The organism is Alloscardovia criceti DSM 17774 (assembly GCF_000376885.1).
Taxonomy (GTDB): domain Bacteria; phylum Actinomycetota; class Actinomycetes; order Actinomycetales; family Bifidobacteriaceae; genus Alloscardovia; species Alloscardovia criceti.
The window spans coordinates 97,483-113,927 of sequence record NZ_AQXR01000010.1; the positions used below are offsets into that span (position 1 = coordinate 97,483).

The 16,445-nt window shown below is 52.9% G+C and carries 13 protein-coding genes; 2 read left to right on the forward strand and 11 right to left on the reverse strand.

The features are described from left to right. Nucleotides 1–20: 20 nt before the first annotated feature. Genes D570_RS0103830 through arc form a run of 3 tightly spaced genes read right to left on the reverse strand, consistent with a single transcriptional unit; the run spans nucleotide 21 to nucleotide 4,075 of the window. Nucleotides 21–887: an inositol monophosphatase family protein gene (locus D570_RS0103830; RefSeq protein WP_018143079.1), complete on the reverse strand. Its 867-nt coding sequence runs from the start codon at nucleotides 885–887 to the stop codon at nucleotides 21–23. 9 nt (nucleotides 888–896) lie between these two features. After that, on the reverse strand, nucleotides 897–2,483 hold the full coding sequence (gene dop, locus D570_RS0103835) for a depupylase/deamidase Dop (RefSeq protein ID WP_018143080.1): 1,587 nt from the start codon (nucleotides 2,481–2,483) through the stop codon (nucleotides 897–899). Further along, a complete protein-coding gene (arc, locus tag D570_RS08445; protein ID WP_018143081.1) occupies nucleotides 2,480–4,075 on the reverse strand; it encodes a proteasome ATPase in 1,596 nt (531 codons plus the stop codon). Before arc ends, dop begins: the two co-directional genes overlap by 4 nt. Nucleotides 4,076–4,186: 111 nt before the next feature. Between arc and serB the strand changes: the two genes are divergently transcribed. Further along, the gene (serB, locus tag D570_RS0103845) at nucleotides 4,187–4,837 is read left to right on the forward strand and encodes a phosphoserine phosphatase SerB (protein ID WP_018143082.1); all 651 of its coding nucleotides are present in this window, start codon (nucleotides 4,187–4,189) and stop codon (nucleotides 4,835–4,837) included. Nucleotides 4,838–4,906: 69 nt separating this feature from the next. On the opposite strand, the gene D570_RS0103850 is transcribed toward serB, so the two are convergent. The 5 genes from D570_RS0103850 to rpoZ form a co-directional block, all read right to left on the reverse strand. Continuing rightward, nucleotides 4,907–6,460, reverse strand: a complete 1,554-nt coding sequence (locus tag D570_RS0103850) for an RsmB/NOP family class I SAM-dependent RNA methyltransferase (protein WP_018143083.1) — start codon at nucleotides 6,458–6,460, stop codon at nucleotides 4,907–4,909. Beyond that, complete coding sequence (fmt, locus tag D570_RS0103855) at nucleotides 6,453–7,406, reverse strand: methionyl-tRNA formyltransferase (RefSeq protein WP_018143084.1); 954 nt, start codon at nucleotides 7,404–7,406, stop codon at nucleotides 6,453–6,455. The genes D570_RS0103850 and fmt overlap by 8 nt, the downstream gene beginning before the upstream one ends. Nucleotides 7,407–7,414: 8 nt before the next feature. Further along, entirely contained in the window at nucleotides 7,415–9,706 is a 2,292-nt protein-coding gene (locus D570_RS0103860; protein ID WP_018143085.1) for a primosomal protein N' family DNA-binding protein, read from the reverse strand. An 11-nt stretch (nucleotides 9,707–9,717) separates the two neighbouring features. Beyond that, on the reverse strand, nucleotides 9,718–10,974 hold the full coding sequence (metK, locus tag D570_RS0103865) for a methionine adenosyltransferase (protein ID WP_018143086.1): 1,257 nt from the start codon (nucleotides 10,972–10,974) through the stop codon (nucleotides 9,718–9,720). 179 nt (nucleotides 10,975–11,153) lie between these two features. Continuing rightward, nucleotides 11,154–11,423 (reverse strand): DNA-directed RNA polymerase subunit omega, encoded by a 270-nt coding sequence (gene rpoZ / locus D570_RS0103870; RefSeq protein WP_018143087.1) that lies wholly within the window; start codon nucleotides 11,421–11,423, stop codon nucleotides 11,154–11,156. Between the two features lie 187 nt (nucleotides 11,424–11,610). Between rpoZ and ilvD the strand changes: the two genes are divergently transcribed. Further along, nucleotides 11,611–13,470, forward strand: a complete 1,860-nt coding sequence (ilvD, locus tag D570_RS0103875; RefSeq protein ID WP_026181854.1) for a dihydroxy-acid dehydratase — start codon at nucleotides 11,611–11,613, stop codon at nucleotides 13,468–13,470. A 73-nt stretch (nucleotides 13,471–13,543) separates the two neighbouring features. On the opposite strand, the gene D570_RS0103880 is transcribed toward ilvD, so the two are convergent. The 3 genes from D570_RS0103880 to D570_RS0103890 all read right to left on the reverse strand — a co-directional run bounded on the left by D570_RS0103880 (nucleotide 13,544) and on the right by D570_RS0103890 (nucleotide 16,434). After that, nucleotides 13,544–14,074, reverse strand: coding sequence for a dihydrofolate reductase family protein (locus D570_RS0103880; protein ID WP_018143089.1), 531 nt, complete (start codon nucleotides 14,072–14,074; stop codon nucleotides 13,544–13,546). Nucleotides 14,075–14,185: 111 nt separating this feature from the next. Next, entirely contained in the window at nucleotides 14,186–15,232 is a 1,047-nt protein-coding gene (locus D570_RS0103885; protein ID WP_018143090.1) for an NAD-dependent epimerase/dehydratase family protein, read from the reverse strand. 233 nt (nucleotides 15,233–15,465) lie between these two features. Further along, on the reverse strand, nucleotides 15,466–16,434 hold the full coding sequence (locus D570_RS0103890) for a ribokinase (protein WP_018143091.1): 969 nt from the start codon (nucleotides 16,432–16,434) through the stop codon (nucleotides 15,466–15,468). Nucleotides 16,435–16,445 lie beyond the last annotated feature (11 nt).

Sequence of the window (16,445 nt, forward strand, 5' to 3'; positions counted from 1 at the left end):
ATGAAAAAATGAATGTACTCTTACTCGGCGTGGTCCGTATGGATATCCTCTTGCAAATACTGCCCTAGCTCATCCATAATGACGCCATTAGAAGCCACCACATCATTGGTGTGATACCAACTAATTTCCGAGCCATCCCACTGGCGCAGGCGGCCCTGAGCCTCCCACACCACTACCGTAGCCGCAGATACGGCTGGAATATCCCAGGAATGCAAGGATGGTTCAAAATACGCATCGTACGTACCATCAGCAACCTTGCACAAGTCAAGGGAGGTAGGACCCACACGCTTGATATCTGAAGGTAAACCCGCCAAAGCGGATACGGTGTACAAGGCGCGCTTGGACTCGCTAGCAAAGTAGGACATGCCAAAGCTGACCACAGAATTTTTCAGCGTGGACTTTGTCGTAGGCATGATGGCCTCACGCTTATCCCCAATCGCAGAACGGCGGATGCGAATAGCCCCATAACCACGTGCCGCCACATAGGTGACGTTCAAGGCTGGCGCATGCACTACGCCCATAACCGGCGTGGCCTGCCCCTGCTCATCAATGGAGAAGATCGACACTGTAATCGTCCATTCCGGCATATTACGCATATAATTCAAAGAACCATCAATGCGGCCAATGCACCAGTAGTAAGCACCGGGCGTGCGCTGTGAGCCTACTTCCTCCCAGAATCCGTCCAGAGGATTGATTTCCGTGATTTTCTCACGCAAATATCGCACCACATTGTCATCCACATCTGATGTGTACTTTTCCTTATCAAGCCTCTCGGTTTCCTCGGAATCGATTGCTACTGCATGAGGGGTCAGCTGATCCTGCGCCGCATGCTGTCCAGCATCCTGAGCGACTCGTGCTACTTGCATAGCGAGCTGTTGCAAGTCCATATTTCCTCCCTACCTATGCGTGTCCTGATTTTTGAGCCAATCTAATACTTCTTTAATACTAGGTTGAACCGTAAACGTGCGCGAGTAGTCTTCCTGCGTGTGTTGAGAAGGATTATCAATCGAAATAATCACCGCTTTATCCTCTGCTTGCTCGCGCAGAGCAATCAAATCCCACGACACAGAAACGACGTAAGGTGCATAATTTTTCAGCACAAAGCCCCGCATAAATGCACGCGTATCCTGTGGCGGATGGGCGGCGGCGTGGGCGATGTCCTCTGGACTTATCAGATGCTGCGAGCGTGCGGAGACTTTCTGCCACAGCGATGAGTCCTCTAAACGCGCCCAGGAAATATCCATAGCTTGCAGCATAGGATGCGCCCAGTCGGTGTTTTTTCTGCGCCGCATACTCTCCATAATCTGCCATTTGAGGAACCATTCCACGCGCTGTGCCGGCTCGGTCAATGTCAAACGTGCGGTCTCATCCGCTGTTGCAATGCACGCTACGTCTTGTAAAGCCTGATTCCACAGACGAATTATTTCACGCGTATCCTCATCCGGCCAGAGCGGCTCACCTTGACTATCGGTGCCATACACCTGTGCCGCCACCTCGTACACCCAGGTCTTTAGACGAAGCTGTAGCTGGAAAGCAGACAAAGGCTCTCCCGCGCGCATGTCTTGCCTTTCTTTGAGGCTCAGATCATGCGAAACACGATGCAAAGCATCGACAGGATTGCTCAGGTGGATGGCAGCTAAGAAACGCTGATAGTCCAGCCCCCGCTCGCAGGACTGCTCCAGTGCCCAGAAAATTAAGCTGGTGGTGCCATATTTTAAAAGTTCTGGCATATCCATACGATTTGCATCGCCCACAATGACATGGAAACGCCGGAATTCATCCGTAGAATGCGATTCATCGCGTGTATTGACGATGGGACGGTCGAAGGTGGTTTGTAAACCTATTTTTGTGTGAACGTAATCGGCCCGCTGACTGAGCTGAAATCCTGGAATTTCGCTTTTTTTCCCCAGTCCTACGCGCCCCGAGCCGGTGTAAATTTGCCGCGTAATGGCGTGCGTCATAAACAGCCCTGCGAGATCGTCAAAGGGCACACTGCGCTTCACCTGATAATTTTCATGACTGCCCCAGCTGGCTCCTTTGCCGTCCACATTATTGCGGTACAGCGTGAGAGTGCGGCCCGTATGCTGCTCGAATTGTGTCACCGCTGTCTGCATCAAGAGATCACCGGCGCGGTTGTACAGTAAGGCTTGGCGCGGCGTCGTCACTTCAGGCGCAGAATATTCGGGATGCGCATGATCCACATAAACGCGCGCGCCATTGGGTTGCGGCGCATTTGTAGCGCGAAGTTCCTCGCGATCCGTCAGCAAATCTGAGGACACGTGAGCACGCGGCATGTGGTAGCCCCGCGCATCATGCACGGGATCTTCGCTGCCGTAATCCCAGCGCACATGGCTGAGTTCCGGCTGCATATGACGAAAAGCTTCTACCACATCGAAAGAGAGGCTGACATGATTTTCGTACTGTCCGCCTTTGCTAGAAATGCCATATTCGGTTTCAGAGCCGATTATCCTGCGTACGCTCATGCTCTGCGCTCCGTATCTGCATGCTGCGCATCCGCTAGGTCAGCCGCATCTTCCATCGCGGTTGTGCCTTCCATTGCGACAGAGCGAATTCTTTGCCCGGATAAGTCCAGCATCAACGCCCAGCCTTGCACAGCCGTATGCGCGCAGGTATTGTACATATCCATAAATTCATCTTGAATGGCGGACTGAATAATGTCCTGATTGAGGAGCACGATGTGCTGCTCGTCTGCCGCGCCCATGCCCGCATGTGTTTCCAAGGACTGTTTTAATGCGGCCATTTTTGCACGGTCTGCAATGTTTTTCAGCCTAGCTCCGGAAATGAGATCGCGCATACGGATGGTAACATTTCCACTCTCCGAGTGCAGTTGCGCAATCACGCGATTGTCACTGTAGATATCCGATACCAGCACGTCGATAAGCTGCTCCATATCGGACTCCTGAACCATAGCATCATCCATGTAATGCAACAAAATATCGTGTGCCTGCTGAGCATCCGGCGCTCCGATATATATTTTGATATCCAAACGCCCTGGCCTGAGCACGGCTGGATCAATCATATCGAGACGATTTGAAGCCCCGATGACGATGACGTTCTTCAAATCTTCCAAGCCGTCCAATTCCGACAAAAATTGCGGCACTACGGTTGTTTCTACATCCGAAGACACACCCGAACCACGCGTGCGCAGTAAGGAATCCATTTCGTCGATAAAAATCACCACCGGCTTATTATCCGAAGCGATTTCGCGCGCACGAGAAAACACCATGCGAATCATGCGCTCCGCTTCACCCACGAATTTGCTGAGCACTTCCGGACCTTTGATAGACAGGAAAGCGCCCTGCTCATCGACGGCTAACGCATGCGCCAGCGCCTTGGCGAGCAAAGTCTTGCCATTGCCCGGAGGACCATAAAGCAAAATGCCCTTCGCGCCCTGCAAACCATAGAACGCATACAAATCCCGGTGTGTAAATGGCAGTTGCACCGCATCGCGGATCTGGTGAATTTGCTCGTCCAATCCGCCGATGTCCTCAAAACTGACATCCGGATACTCTTCTAAGAGTAATTCTTGGGCTTCATGAGATTCCAAAATATCGATGGCATACTCTGCGCTATCGTCCAAGAGCACGGTGTCATCTGTTTGAAGGGAGACATCCAAGGTGCGATGTGCACGGCGCACGATGAATTGGTTGCCGCTCGCATCGCGCACAAGCAGACGTGACGCAGGCAGCATCTGCGCAACGCTGACTACCTTGCCAATGGAGCTGAATCCATCCGCGCGCACTACCCGCATATTTTCATCAATGAGTACAGTCTGTCCGGCGCGCAATTGCATAGGATTGACGGCAGGTGTGGCAGCCACAATCATATGGCGATGATTGAGGATAACTTCTAGCGTGAGCTGACGCAAACCCTCGACGGTTTTATCCGAGTCAATTTTGACAAAAATCGCACGATTGAGCGGAGGATTGCTCAAAGCTCTCATTTTTTCGCGCGCCTCGTGAAGTTGATCTGTGGCCTTGCGCAATGCTTGGGCTAATGAATGATTGCGCTGGCGAAGCTGATCCATCTGCATCTGCACGTCATCGGTTGACATAGTTCCTCCTTAGATATTTAAAGGCTACCTCACTGCGACCTAGAATGCTATGACATCCCTTGTAGGTGAACTCTTTCGCAGGATTTCGCTCTTTCACGCTAGTATCGAAGCATGGTCAAGCGCATAATCGTCATGGATATTGACTCCACGTTAATTGAAGAAGAAGTTATCGATGAATTGGGAGCCGCCTGCGGTTTCGGTGAAGAAATCGCCGCTATCACCTCCGACGCTATGAATGGACGCATGGATTTTACGCAGGCTCTTCATGAACGCGTAGGCTTGCTGAAGGGCTTGCCTACTACGATTTTTGATGAGGTATTTCGTCGTCTGCATGTGACGAAAGGTGCGCGCACGCTCATTGACACGGCTCATGCACGTGGATGGAAGGTGGGCGTCGTCTCCGGCGGTTTCCATGAGGTGGCAGATAAGCTCGTGGCCGAGCTAGGCATCGATTACTGTTATGCACACGCCCTCGGCACTACCCTTGATACCGAGGGGCGCAGCGTATTGGACGGCACACTCAGCTCCGAAGTGGTGACGAAGTGGAGCAAAAAAGCCCAGCTGGAGGCGTGGGCGGCGGCCGAGAGTGTGGAATTGCAGCACACGGTAGCCATCGGCGATGGTGCGAATGATATTCCTATGATTCAAACCGCGGGCATTGGGATTGCCTTTTGCGCGAAAGAGGTCACGCGCAAGGCAGCACCTTTCCATATTGACGAAAGAAACCTGGCCTTGGCTTTGGATATTATCGACGCCCAGTAAACAGGACTCCACAGCGCAACAAAAATCCTCGAGGTCTCAAAGGCCCGAGGATTTTTATGCCGCGCCATTTTATAGCGCTTTACGGAGCACCGAGATAAACATTTGATCCGTATCATGTATATGCTCAAAGAGTTGCATATCCTGTGGCTGACCATTTTCTAGGGCTTCTGGCACGGGAATACGCGCATTGAGCTGCGTCATTATGCTCGGTACATCGAGACGTTCCACGCTCATGTGGCTACTGCTCATCGCGGCCAGCGCGTCATCGACAATGTCGCGCGTTTCTGCAAGGACGGGCGAGCAGGTGACGTAGGCAACGATGCCGCCTGGTTTGACGGCGTGTAAGGCGCTCACCAACAAGTTTTTCTGCAGCTCCACCAACTCCTCGATGGTATCCTGCTCTTTGCGCCACCGCGCTTCTGGACGTCTGCGCAAGGCGCCCAAGCCAGAGCACGGCGCATCCACAAGGATACGGTCATATTTTTCTGGCTGCGTGTGGCCGAATTGCGTACCATCCATACCGTAAATCTCCGCAACCGTACCTTCGGGAATGGCTTTGAGATTGTCCCGGACAAGCTCGCGGCGATGCTCATGCGGCTCGTTCGCGCTGATGCGGGCTCCGGATTGCGCTGCGTAACTGGCCAGCAACGCCGTCTTTCCACCAGGGCCAGCGCACATATCCAACCATTCTTCGGTAAAGTTGCCGTCTTTATGTTTGTGCTGAATCGGCGCCAGAGCCAGCATCAGCGCCGCTATCTGGCTGCCTTCATCCTCTACACCCACAGTGCCTGCACGCACCGCACTGAGCTTATGCGGATTGACACCCCGCACGCGCAAGGCATAGGGCGATAATTCACCACGCACAGCCGTACCGCCCAAGCCTTCCACCTGGTCATACACTTCGTCCATCTCTGCCAAGCCCGGACGCACACATAAGGTAACCGCCGGCGCCGCGTTATCGGCGGCGAGTAACGCGTTGATAGGATCTCCACTTTCACTACTCCACGCATAATGTGCAGACTGCCAGGCGCTGATAAATTCGCGAATAATCCATTGTGGATGGGAGAAACGCACGGATTTTCGGGCGATGTCCAAATCTTCGGCATGTTCGAATTGCGCTGGCTGCATCCTAGAGGTGATATTCACCTCCCACTGGTGGCGATCCACCGCCACTATTTTGCGCATCAGCGCATTGACAAAGCCACTGGTTTGCGCGCCTACCTTCTTGCGTGCCAGATTCACGGTTTCATTGACACTGGCATGTGCCGCTCCGCCCATAAAAAGCCATTGGTACGCCCCTAAGCGCAGAATATTCACCAGTTTGGTATTGACTGTTTTCAGAGGCTTCTTATGTGCCGCCTCGATAACGGCATCTAAGAATAATCTCCATCTCAACGTGCCGTACACAGCATCGGTGACGAAGCTTTTATCCTGCGCACTCAAGCCGCTCTCTTTGAGAGTGTGCGGTAGCAAAAGATTGGCATAACCATCGTTCGTCTCCAGTTTGCTGAGCACTTCGTATGCCACCGTTCGTGCGTTTTTCGGCGTGCGTGTGCCCTTCCCCAGCGCTTTCTTGGCTTTTTTCTGTGGACCTCGCGCATGCGCGGTGTGAGAATTATGCACAGTAAGCACCTTCCTCAAGACGCGCTCCGCGTGCCCAGTCTGCCGCTCGCATCTGCTTTTTTCCTTGTGCTTTCACTTCAAGCAGTTCCAGTGCATCGGTGGCGGTACCCACCCAGACGTGCTTTTTATTGGCAAATAACTGCCCCGGCTTTAGATCTGGAATTTCAGACTGCGTGTCGATGCGCGCCTCGCTGATATGCAGCGTAAGGGGCTCATTGTCGCCATTGTGAAGCTCCGTCCATGCGCCGGGCTGTGGCGTGCACGCGCGAATTTGACGATCCACCGCGAAGGCCGGCACATCGAAACGCATACGCGCATCTTGTGGATGAATTTTCTCAGCATGTTCGAATTGCCCTGCTTCCTGCTCGCGCGGCGTAATCGCGCCGCTGATAAGACCCTGCAGAGCCGAGCACAGGAGCAGTGAGCCATCTTGAGCCAAGCGTTCCAGCAATTGTCCAGAGTTCTCATGCTCACCGATATCTACGGTCAACTGTGCCAAAATGGGGCCATCGTCCAACCCCGGACCAATGCGAAATACGCTCGCACCCGTGACGGTATCTCCGGCCCAAATGGCACGCTGTACGGGAGCCGCGCCCCGCCACAAAGGTAGCAAGGAAAAGTGCAAGTTGTACCAGCCACCAGGAATCGCGTCCAGGGCTTCTTGCTTGAGCAAATTGCCATATGCCACGACGGCAGCCATATCAGGCTGCAGCGAGTCTACGGCTTCGAAAAACTCTGCGGAGGTAGGCTTGGCTTCGATGACTGGCAAACCAAGCTCTTCAGCGGCTTGCTTCACCGGGCTTGGCGTCAGCTTTCGCCCTCTGCCTTGAGGCGCATCTGGCCGCGTCAGCACGCCTACGACCTCGATATCCCCACCCGCATGAACTAATGCATACAAGGATTCTACAGCTATCTGTGGTGTGCCTGCAAAAAGAATTCGAGTCATATCCCCTCCTACAGTAAGTTTTTCGGATTGATGTGAAAGTGTAATTCGGGCGCATTGCGTTGGGCACTGTGGCGCGCCTGAGCCTTGTGCAAGGATGCCACCAGTTGTGGCAGCTGCGCTCTATCCACTCGCAGCACACATTGCACCCGTTGATATAAGCCATCCATATAGTACTGCCGCATCGTAACAGGCGCCGCTTTGGGCACCGGTCCCAAAATTGCTGGAAGCGGCCCCATGACGCTCTGAATTGCAGGCATCCCTTGGAAATCCTCATTCACGGCTGCGATGACCTTATCCACGCTGTCCTTTTCACCCCAGACTAAGGCGGCAGATACGACGGGCGGCAGGCCTGTTTCCTGAGCATCGAGAACTTCACGATGTGTCAACACGCGGCCGTCATTCAGCGTTAAGGCCGAAGCCACCACCGCGTCCGCTTCACCAAGAATAAGCACCTGTCCCCCCTGACTTGCGGGCACACACAGAGCGGCGGCCTCGGACCATTGCATCCCCGTATCGATGCGCTGATCCAAAGCAGAGCCATACAAGCTCGTCCACGCATCCACTATGGCGACGCACTGATATCCCTTCAAATCCCCCGTATTTTTATCGCGAATGACGGGCTCGGCACCCGGAGTAGCAATAACGAGCGCAGGCCTGTCTGGAATTTCTTCTACCACTCCTCGAGCCTGATGCACGGTAGAAATCACAATCGACACGCCCGGAATGAGCGTGGCAAGTTCTTGAGCCGTGCCTTCGGTGCCAATGTGGAGCAAGCGCATGCTCGCATTGCCGCAGTAGCGGCAGGACCATTGCGCAGCCACTGTGCCACACCATTGGCAGATGGCACGCCCATTCGACGCCTGCCCACCCGGCATCAAAGGCCCCAAGCAGCGCCTGCACTGTGCCACTTTTCTGCACGAGGAGCAACACAATACCGCCGCTTGTGATCGGGCGGGTATAGATAAGAGTACGGGCCCTTTCTCCGCTGCCTTGCGCATGACACGAACCGCGACCGAGGGCACACGAGCGCCGATAGCCGGATCGGCAAGGCGTTCCAATTCTTGACGATTGAGATGCCGAATCCACGCAGAGCGCTGTGAGACCACCGCATTTAAGCCGTGCACTTCGATGACTGACTGCGGATGATTCTCCACCTGCCACTGATTTTCTCGGCTGCGCACATATCCCGCACTGATGACCACCGCATTGCTGCGCTCGGCTCGGATTCTCAGCACATCGGTGACATTCGGATACGGCGTAAAACCATCCCAATTTTGATACACGGCATCATGGAAGGAAATAAAAACCGCATTATCCGCCACGGGCGCATACATGGCTGCACGTGTACCGATGACACAGCCCACCAGTCCCTGTGAAACCGCCAGAAAGGCGCGATACCGGTCGGCCGCTGGCAAGGAGGCGTTGAGCACCGCAAAATTGCCTCGCCACATGCCCAGCTGCGGATGCGGTGCAAACTCGCGGAATCCAGCCTGCACCAAAGCCTGGGATACATGGGTGACATGGCGCATATCTGGCAGCACCACCACTACTTGCCGGTTCTTTGCTCGCGCCAAAGCCACCGCCCACACGATATCGCGCTGCCACTGCCCCACACCAGCTAGCGTATCCCAGACAATATGCGAAGCCTGGCTGAAGGTGCTGAGTGCTCGCGCAACCTCGGGTATACCCCGGTACAGTGCTGCGAGTTTTTGCTGCTCCTCTGCCGCAAAATCTTGAGTGGCTGGAGAAAGAACGTCAATACTGCGTTCCGAGCGCCGTGCCAAATCGATTTCTTTCTCCACCCGAGCGACACGTGGAGGCACAGCCAAGCGCACAATATTTGCCGCACTGCCCCCAAAAAAATGCGCAATCTGCTCAATATCTGCCCGCATGCGTTCGCTCAGCTGTTCGTACGTACCCAGCACACGTTCGAGGTACTTCAATGACGAGCGCGTCGAAGCGCTTTTTTCTACGCGCTGCCAAATAATGCCCGAGCAGCGTTTATGCCCAAAACGCGCCCGAATCAACATGCCCGGCTGGGCAACTTCCGCCAATTTTTCGGGCACAATATAGTCAAATAATTGCCCTAAATGTGGCGTTTGCACATCCAAAACGACGCGTGCAATAGGCAATTCGTGAGCAGGAGTATGCGCCGGATCAGCTGTCTGTGTTGCTGCCGTACGCTTTTTCGCAGGCTTTCGAGGCGCTAAACCCTCCAACGCAGGTTGGAGAGGCGCCTGAGCGGATGCGTTTGCATCTGTGCTCGCATCCCCTGCATTCCCACCATGTAAGTCTGGCACGTTATCTGCCGCTAATTCTCTAGTTCGCGCTCATGCATGACGTCGTCTACCGCCTGCTGGAGTTCGCTGACACGGTCCGTATTTTCCCAACTAAATTCCGAACGACCGAAATGACCATACGCTGCCGTGCGCGAGTAAATAGGAGAAAGCAAACCCAGCTGATCGATAATCGCCGCTGGACGCAAATCAAATACACGCTTGACGGCCTCTTCGATAATGCTACGATCCACTTTTTGAGTGCCGAAAGTATTGACATAAACAGAAACGGGATCTGCCACACCGATGGCATATGCCACCTGAACCTCCACGCGATGGGCCAAACCCGCAGCCACGATATTTTTTGCCACCCAGCGCGCCGCATAAGCTGCGGAACGATCCACCTTGCTAGGATCCTTACCCGAGAAGGCACCGCCACCGTGATGGCCCGAGCCACCGTAGGTATCCACGATAATCTTGCGACCAGTCAGCCCTGCGTCCGCTGCTGGACCGCCCATGACGAAGGAACCCGTCGGATTGACCATCAGCTTGTATGCATCATGTTTCACTCGGTCACCACACCATTCGTTGAGCACCGGCTCGACCACGTGCTGGCGTACCTGCTCACGAATCCACTCCTGCGTTACCTCTGGATCGTGCTGTGTAGAGACGACCACGGTTTCCACGAATAACGGCCGCTCCTCGCTGTCATACGCCACGGTTACCTGCGTTTTACCATCCGGGCGCAAATGCGGCACGAGATTGTTGCGACGCACCTGTGCCAAGCGAAAAGCCAACTTGTGTGCCAGCATGATAGGCAGAGGCATCAACGCATCCGTCTCATCGCTGGCATAGCCAAACATGAGTCCTTGATCGCCTGCGCCTTGAAGCTCGTAGCGTTGCTCGGCATCGTGTAGCTTGCCCAAGCCCGCCGCCTTGGCGCGCACCTGCGTGCTGACGCCTTGATTGATTTCTGGCGACTGCTCGATGAGGGATTCCATAATGCCCACCGTGGAAGCATCCAGACCAATATGAGAATCCGTGTATCCAATACGCTCGATAACACCGCGTGCAACAGCGGACACATTGACATGCGCCGTCGAAGATACTTCACCGAAAATCACAAATTGCCCAGCCGTAGCGCAGGTCTCTACAGCCACATGAGAATGAGGATCAGCTGCTAAATACGCGTCCAAAATGGCGTCAGAAATCTGATCGCACACCTTATCTGGATGGCCTTCTGTGACGGATTCGGAAGTAAAAAGATGGATATCATGCTGAGCTGTCGTCACTGTTCATGCCCCTTAATAGTAAACAGTTGTGATATTTCAAGTATAAACGGCGAAAATAAAACCCGCGCCAGCCGCTCTTGTGGCGCTGAACGCGGGTCGTGAAGTATCAAGCATAGGCCGTGCCTCTTGTGGTCGAAGGACGCATGCCTCACCAGACAAGCACGTGCTATGAAGCCAAATTACTCGTCTTCACCCAAAGTTTCTTCAAGCAAGCCTTCATTAATCTCACGGAAAGCGATAGACAATGGCTTTTCTTGATTCTGATACTCCACCAATGGACCAACATTTTGCAACAAGCCCTCGTTGAGCTGTGTAAAGTAAGAGTTAATCTGGCGAGCGCGGCGAGCTGCAAACATTGCCAATGCATACTTAGAATCTGCATGCTCCATGAGCTCATCTAATGGAGGATTTACAAGTCCCTGTGGTTCAGGGTTAGTTCCCAGTGCCATTTTTCTCCCATACGTAATGTGGTATTTAATCTTTATAAGTGTACCCTCACCTCGGTATAAATTCCAGTTTTCTCACAGTAAAACACACACATATCCACGTGGTACATCAGCTTCACCGCAATCGTAAACTTTCCACGTTGTGAGCCTAAAACCTTCTGAGACTGTGAGCAGGATTACTATTCGTATTATGAAGATGAGATCCGCTACAGTTATGAATGGCCGAATGTTCGCCGGAGCACGAGCTCTGTATCGTGCAGCTGGCGTGGATGAAAAAGATTTCGGCAAACCTATTATTGCAATCGCCAATTCCTTCTCGGAATTTGTCCCAGGTCACGTGCACCTCAATAAAGTTGGACGCCTCGTTTCTCAAGCAATTAAAGAGGCAGGCGGCATTCCGCGTGAGTTCAACACCATCGCGGTCGATGACGGCATCGCGATGGGTCACACAGGTATGTTGTATTCGCTGCCTAGCCGCGACATCATCGCCGACGCGGTGGAGTATTCCGTGAATGCTCATTGTGCCGATGCGCTGATTTGTATTTCCAATTGTGACAAGATTAGTCCGGGCATGCTGATGGCTGCGTTGCGTTTGAATATTCCGACAATTTTCGTCTCCGGTGGCCCTATGGAGGCTGGTACCACGACCCTATCCGATGGCACCACGAAGAGCACGGATTTGATTGATGTCATGTATGCGTCAGCGGATGACAATGTCTCTGACGAGGATTTGCTCGAATACGAGCGCACTGCCTGCCCAACCTGTGGTTCTTGTGCCGGTATGTTTACCGCAAATTCCATGAACTGCTTGATGGAGGCTCTGGGACTTGCACTTCCAGGCAATGGCACTACGCTTGCGGACCACGCTGCGCGTACGGCTTTGTTTGAGAAGGCGGGCAAGAAAATCGTGGAGTTGGCTCATCGTTATTATGACGAGGATGACGAGTCCGTTCTGCCACGCTCCATCGTCACCAAGCATGCATTTGAAAATGCTATGACTATGGATGTGGCTATGGGTGGTTCGACCAACACCGTTTTGCACATTCTGGCCGCTGCGCAAAGCGCCGATGTGGACTTTACCTTGGAAGACATCGAGCGCATTTCGCACACCGTGCCGTGTATCTGCAAGGCCAGCCCATCGGGTCCGTGGGAGATTTCTGATGTGCACCGTGCGGGTGGCATTACGCGCATTTTGGGCGAGCTCGACCGCGGTGGTAAGTTGCATCGCGATGTGCATTCCGTGGATTATCCAACATTGGAAGCCAAGCTCAACGATTGGGATATTCGCCGTCAAACGGTCATCGATGAGGCCTTAGACCTCTTTACTGCAGCACCAAGTGGTGTGCGCACACACGAAGGTATGAGCCAGAACGCACGCTTCGACTCCTTGGATACCGATTTCATCAATGGCGCCGTCCACGATATTGAGCATCCATCCGTTACCGAAGGTGGTTTGGCTGTGTTGCGTGGAAATATCGCACCGGATGGCTGCGTTGTAAAGACAGCGGGCGTCGATCCGTCGATTTGGAAGTTTACCGGTGAAGCACTGGTAGTGGAATCCCAAGAGCAGGCCGTGGAGGTCATTTTGAATGACACGCTCAAGCCAGGCCAGGCTCTTATCATCCGCTACGAGGGTCCTAAGGGCGGTCCTGGCATGCAGGAAATGCTCTACCCTACCTCATTCGTCAAGGGAAAGGGCATCGGCAAGCAAGTGGCTTTGCTCACCGATGGCCGCTATTCCGGAGGTTCCTCCGGTCTGTCTATCGGTCATATTGCGCCTGAAGCTGCTGCTAGTGGTCCTATTGCCTTGGTGGAAAATGGCGACAAGATTGTGATCGACATCCCGAACCGTACCATTAATGTGGATGTAGATGATGAAACGCTTGCGAAGCGCCGTGAAGCTATTGAGAACGGCTACGGCTTCCGCCCTCATCGCGACCGCAAGGTGTCCTTGGCATTGAAGGCTTACGCGGCTTTTGCGCGCTCAGCGGATAAGGGCGCTACGCGCGATCCTGAGCTCATCAATAAGCTGGCGCATCAGGCAGATTAAAAGCCCTCCACGAAGAGCGCAACCGGTGGTGGATATTCACGTGTCCGCCACCGGTTGCTCGTTTATACACGCCTTATTTGCGCGTATACCTTAACTCGACGATATCGCCCGTAGTCACGGTATCCGTGAGCTGTAGCGCATGCTCCGTTGTCAGATGTTTAAATAAGCGTATACCCTCGCCTAAGATTTTGGGAATAACAGATATATAGAATTCATCAATCAGATCCGCTTCCAAGGCTTGCTGCACAATTTCTGTACCACCACAGACCCAGATATCTTTCCCCTCGACACGTCTGAGCTGGTCAACGATCTGCTTCACCGAAGCATCTGTAAAAATAATGTTATCCGTGCTCCCTTGCTGGCGATGCGTGAACACATAGCTCTGGCAGTCCTCATACATCCACTGGTTTGAAGATAACTCCGTCACGAGCTGATAATACGTCGTCCATCCTAAGAGCACTGTGTCGATGTCTTTCATAAAATCGTCGTATGTGCCTTCTCTGTCCACGCTGTCATCATACTCGTGCAAGAAATCTATGCCGCCGTTTGCATCCGCGATATAACCATCCCAACTCATGGCTATGTAGAGTTTGACCTTGCGCATATTTTCTCCCTTGTGCACACCTTTGAAATATCACATCGAGAACAGAGAAAATGCTGGCAGAAGTAGGCTTTCCCCTGCCAGCATTTGGAAATATTTCTACGATAACTTTAATTATTTGCGCTTCAGCACGCCTTGCTTAGCGGATTCGAACGCTGCGATAACCTGATCGCACCACTGGTCGAATTCAGGATCCAACTTCTGACATTCGGGATGAGACAGGACATACTCCACTGTACGTTTGACTCCATCTGCAAAACGAATTTGAGCATGGAATGCAGGCACGAATTTTTTAATCTTGGCATTATCAAAAATCACCGTATACGCTTTGTCTCCGAGCAGTTCGCCTTCGAAGTCATATCCATATGGCTTGCCCAGCTCGGCCAGATGTTCAGAGCTGACATGATACGGCTTGAGTTCTACGCCGAGCGCATCTGCTACGGCTTGGAAAATTTGATTCCAGGTCAAAGATTCATCGCTTGTAATCTGGAAGACCTCGCCGATAGCTTCTGGATTTCCCAGCAGTCCTACGTAGCCGATGGCGAAATCGCGACTATCCGTCATGGTCCACAAGGTGGTGCCATCGCCCTGGATCAACACCGGCTTGCCCTTGAGCATGCGATCGAGCACTTGATAACTGCCCTGATGACCGTTCAAGCCCAAAGGCACGGAACGCTCGCAATAAGTATGGCTTGGTCTGACGATGGTCACGGGGAATCCATCCTCGCGGTATCTGTCCATCAAGTATTTTTCGCATTCAATTTTATTGCGCGAATACTGCCAGTAAGGATTAAGCAACGGTGTTTCTTCGTTGATAATAGGCGACTTCACCGGCTTTTCGTAAGCGGAAGCGGAGCTGATATACACATACTGATGCGTACGCTTGTGGAAGATTTCAAAATCGCGTTCCACCTGTGATTTTTCATAGCCAATGAATTCACACACAGCATCAAAAATCACACCCGGCGCCGTATCTTCCAAAGCCTCCTCGATAGCCGAAATTTCGCCATTCATATCCGCCGTGATATACACGGGCGCATCTCCCAATACATCCGAGTAACCCGTGCGATTGAGCACGTAGAGCTCGTTTCCCTCGGCTATGAGTTTTCCCGAAATCGCCGTACTAATCGTGCCTGTACCACCGATCATCAGAATTTTCATATGTGCCCCTTTGCTTGGTTGTGACGCAGCTGAGTAATTCTCCTGCTTCAGTCATCGTGTGAGCCGGCTAAAACTCTGCAGATGTCTAGCCTTCCACACAATATTGTACCGCTGAGAGGAGCTGCGAGCGCCGCTCAGGCAGGTGTTTTCAGCACATACCAAAAGGCTCCCACCCTGCCAGAGAAGAAAGAAAGAAGCAGGAAATGGGAGCCTGTGGCGTAGAGATGTCAGTTTTAGTGCAAAAATGCCTCACGGATCTGGGTGACAGTGCCATATGATGACTGAGCACCATACCCACAGGCCGCGTATGCAGAAACATATGAAGCCATACGCGCGCTTTCGGTGAGGCTAAAACCGCTGGCAAGCCCTGCGAGAACAGTGCCCATGTACGAATCACCAGCACCCGTGGTATCCACAGGCGTAATGCGCACAGCCTGAACGCGCTCGATAGTCTCGTCATCTATCACGCAAGAACCAAGCGCACCCAAGGTGATAATTACACGGTTAAAGCCCATATCACGCAGCTTAAGGCGCATGCTTTCCCAGTCGGCTGTTTCCCAGTCCACTGCATCCGCATCAATACCGATAATTTGGGCAATTTCATGTTCGTTTGCAAGGAGAATGTCTACATTCTCTACAAGTTCAGTTGGTAAATTCGCCATAAATGGGGAATTATTCAGCAAAACTGGCATTCCTGCTTCATGTGCGATGCGAGCCGCTTCGATGACTGCATCCATAGGCGATTCTAGGCACAGGCCCAAAACGCTGTAGGATGTGAGTTGATCGGCGTTCTTACGCACATACTCCGGAGTAACTTTGTGATTCGATCCTGCAGAATACACAATGGTATTTTCACCATTGTCCTGCGCCACAGTAATCACTGTGGTACCAGATGGACCTTCTACATGCTCGATGAATTCCACATGAACGCCAGCCTCACGCAGCTTCGATTCGAGGAATTCCGCATTGTAATCCGACCCCAGGGCACCAAAAAGTGCTACCTGAGCCCCCAACTTTGCAGCCGTTGCCGCTTGGTTGGAAGACTTTCCACCGGGCAAAATCTCAAGGGCACCACCCTCCAGCGTCTCTCCCGGGAGAGGCAGCCTGTGGGTGCGTACGGTATAGTCAGCATTCATTGATCCCATCACGGCCACGCGGCCGTTTAGCTGAGTTAACGAATCAAGCACTGTATTGTTTGTCATAGTCACTTCGC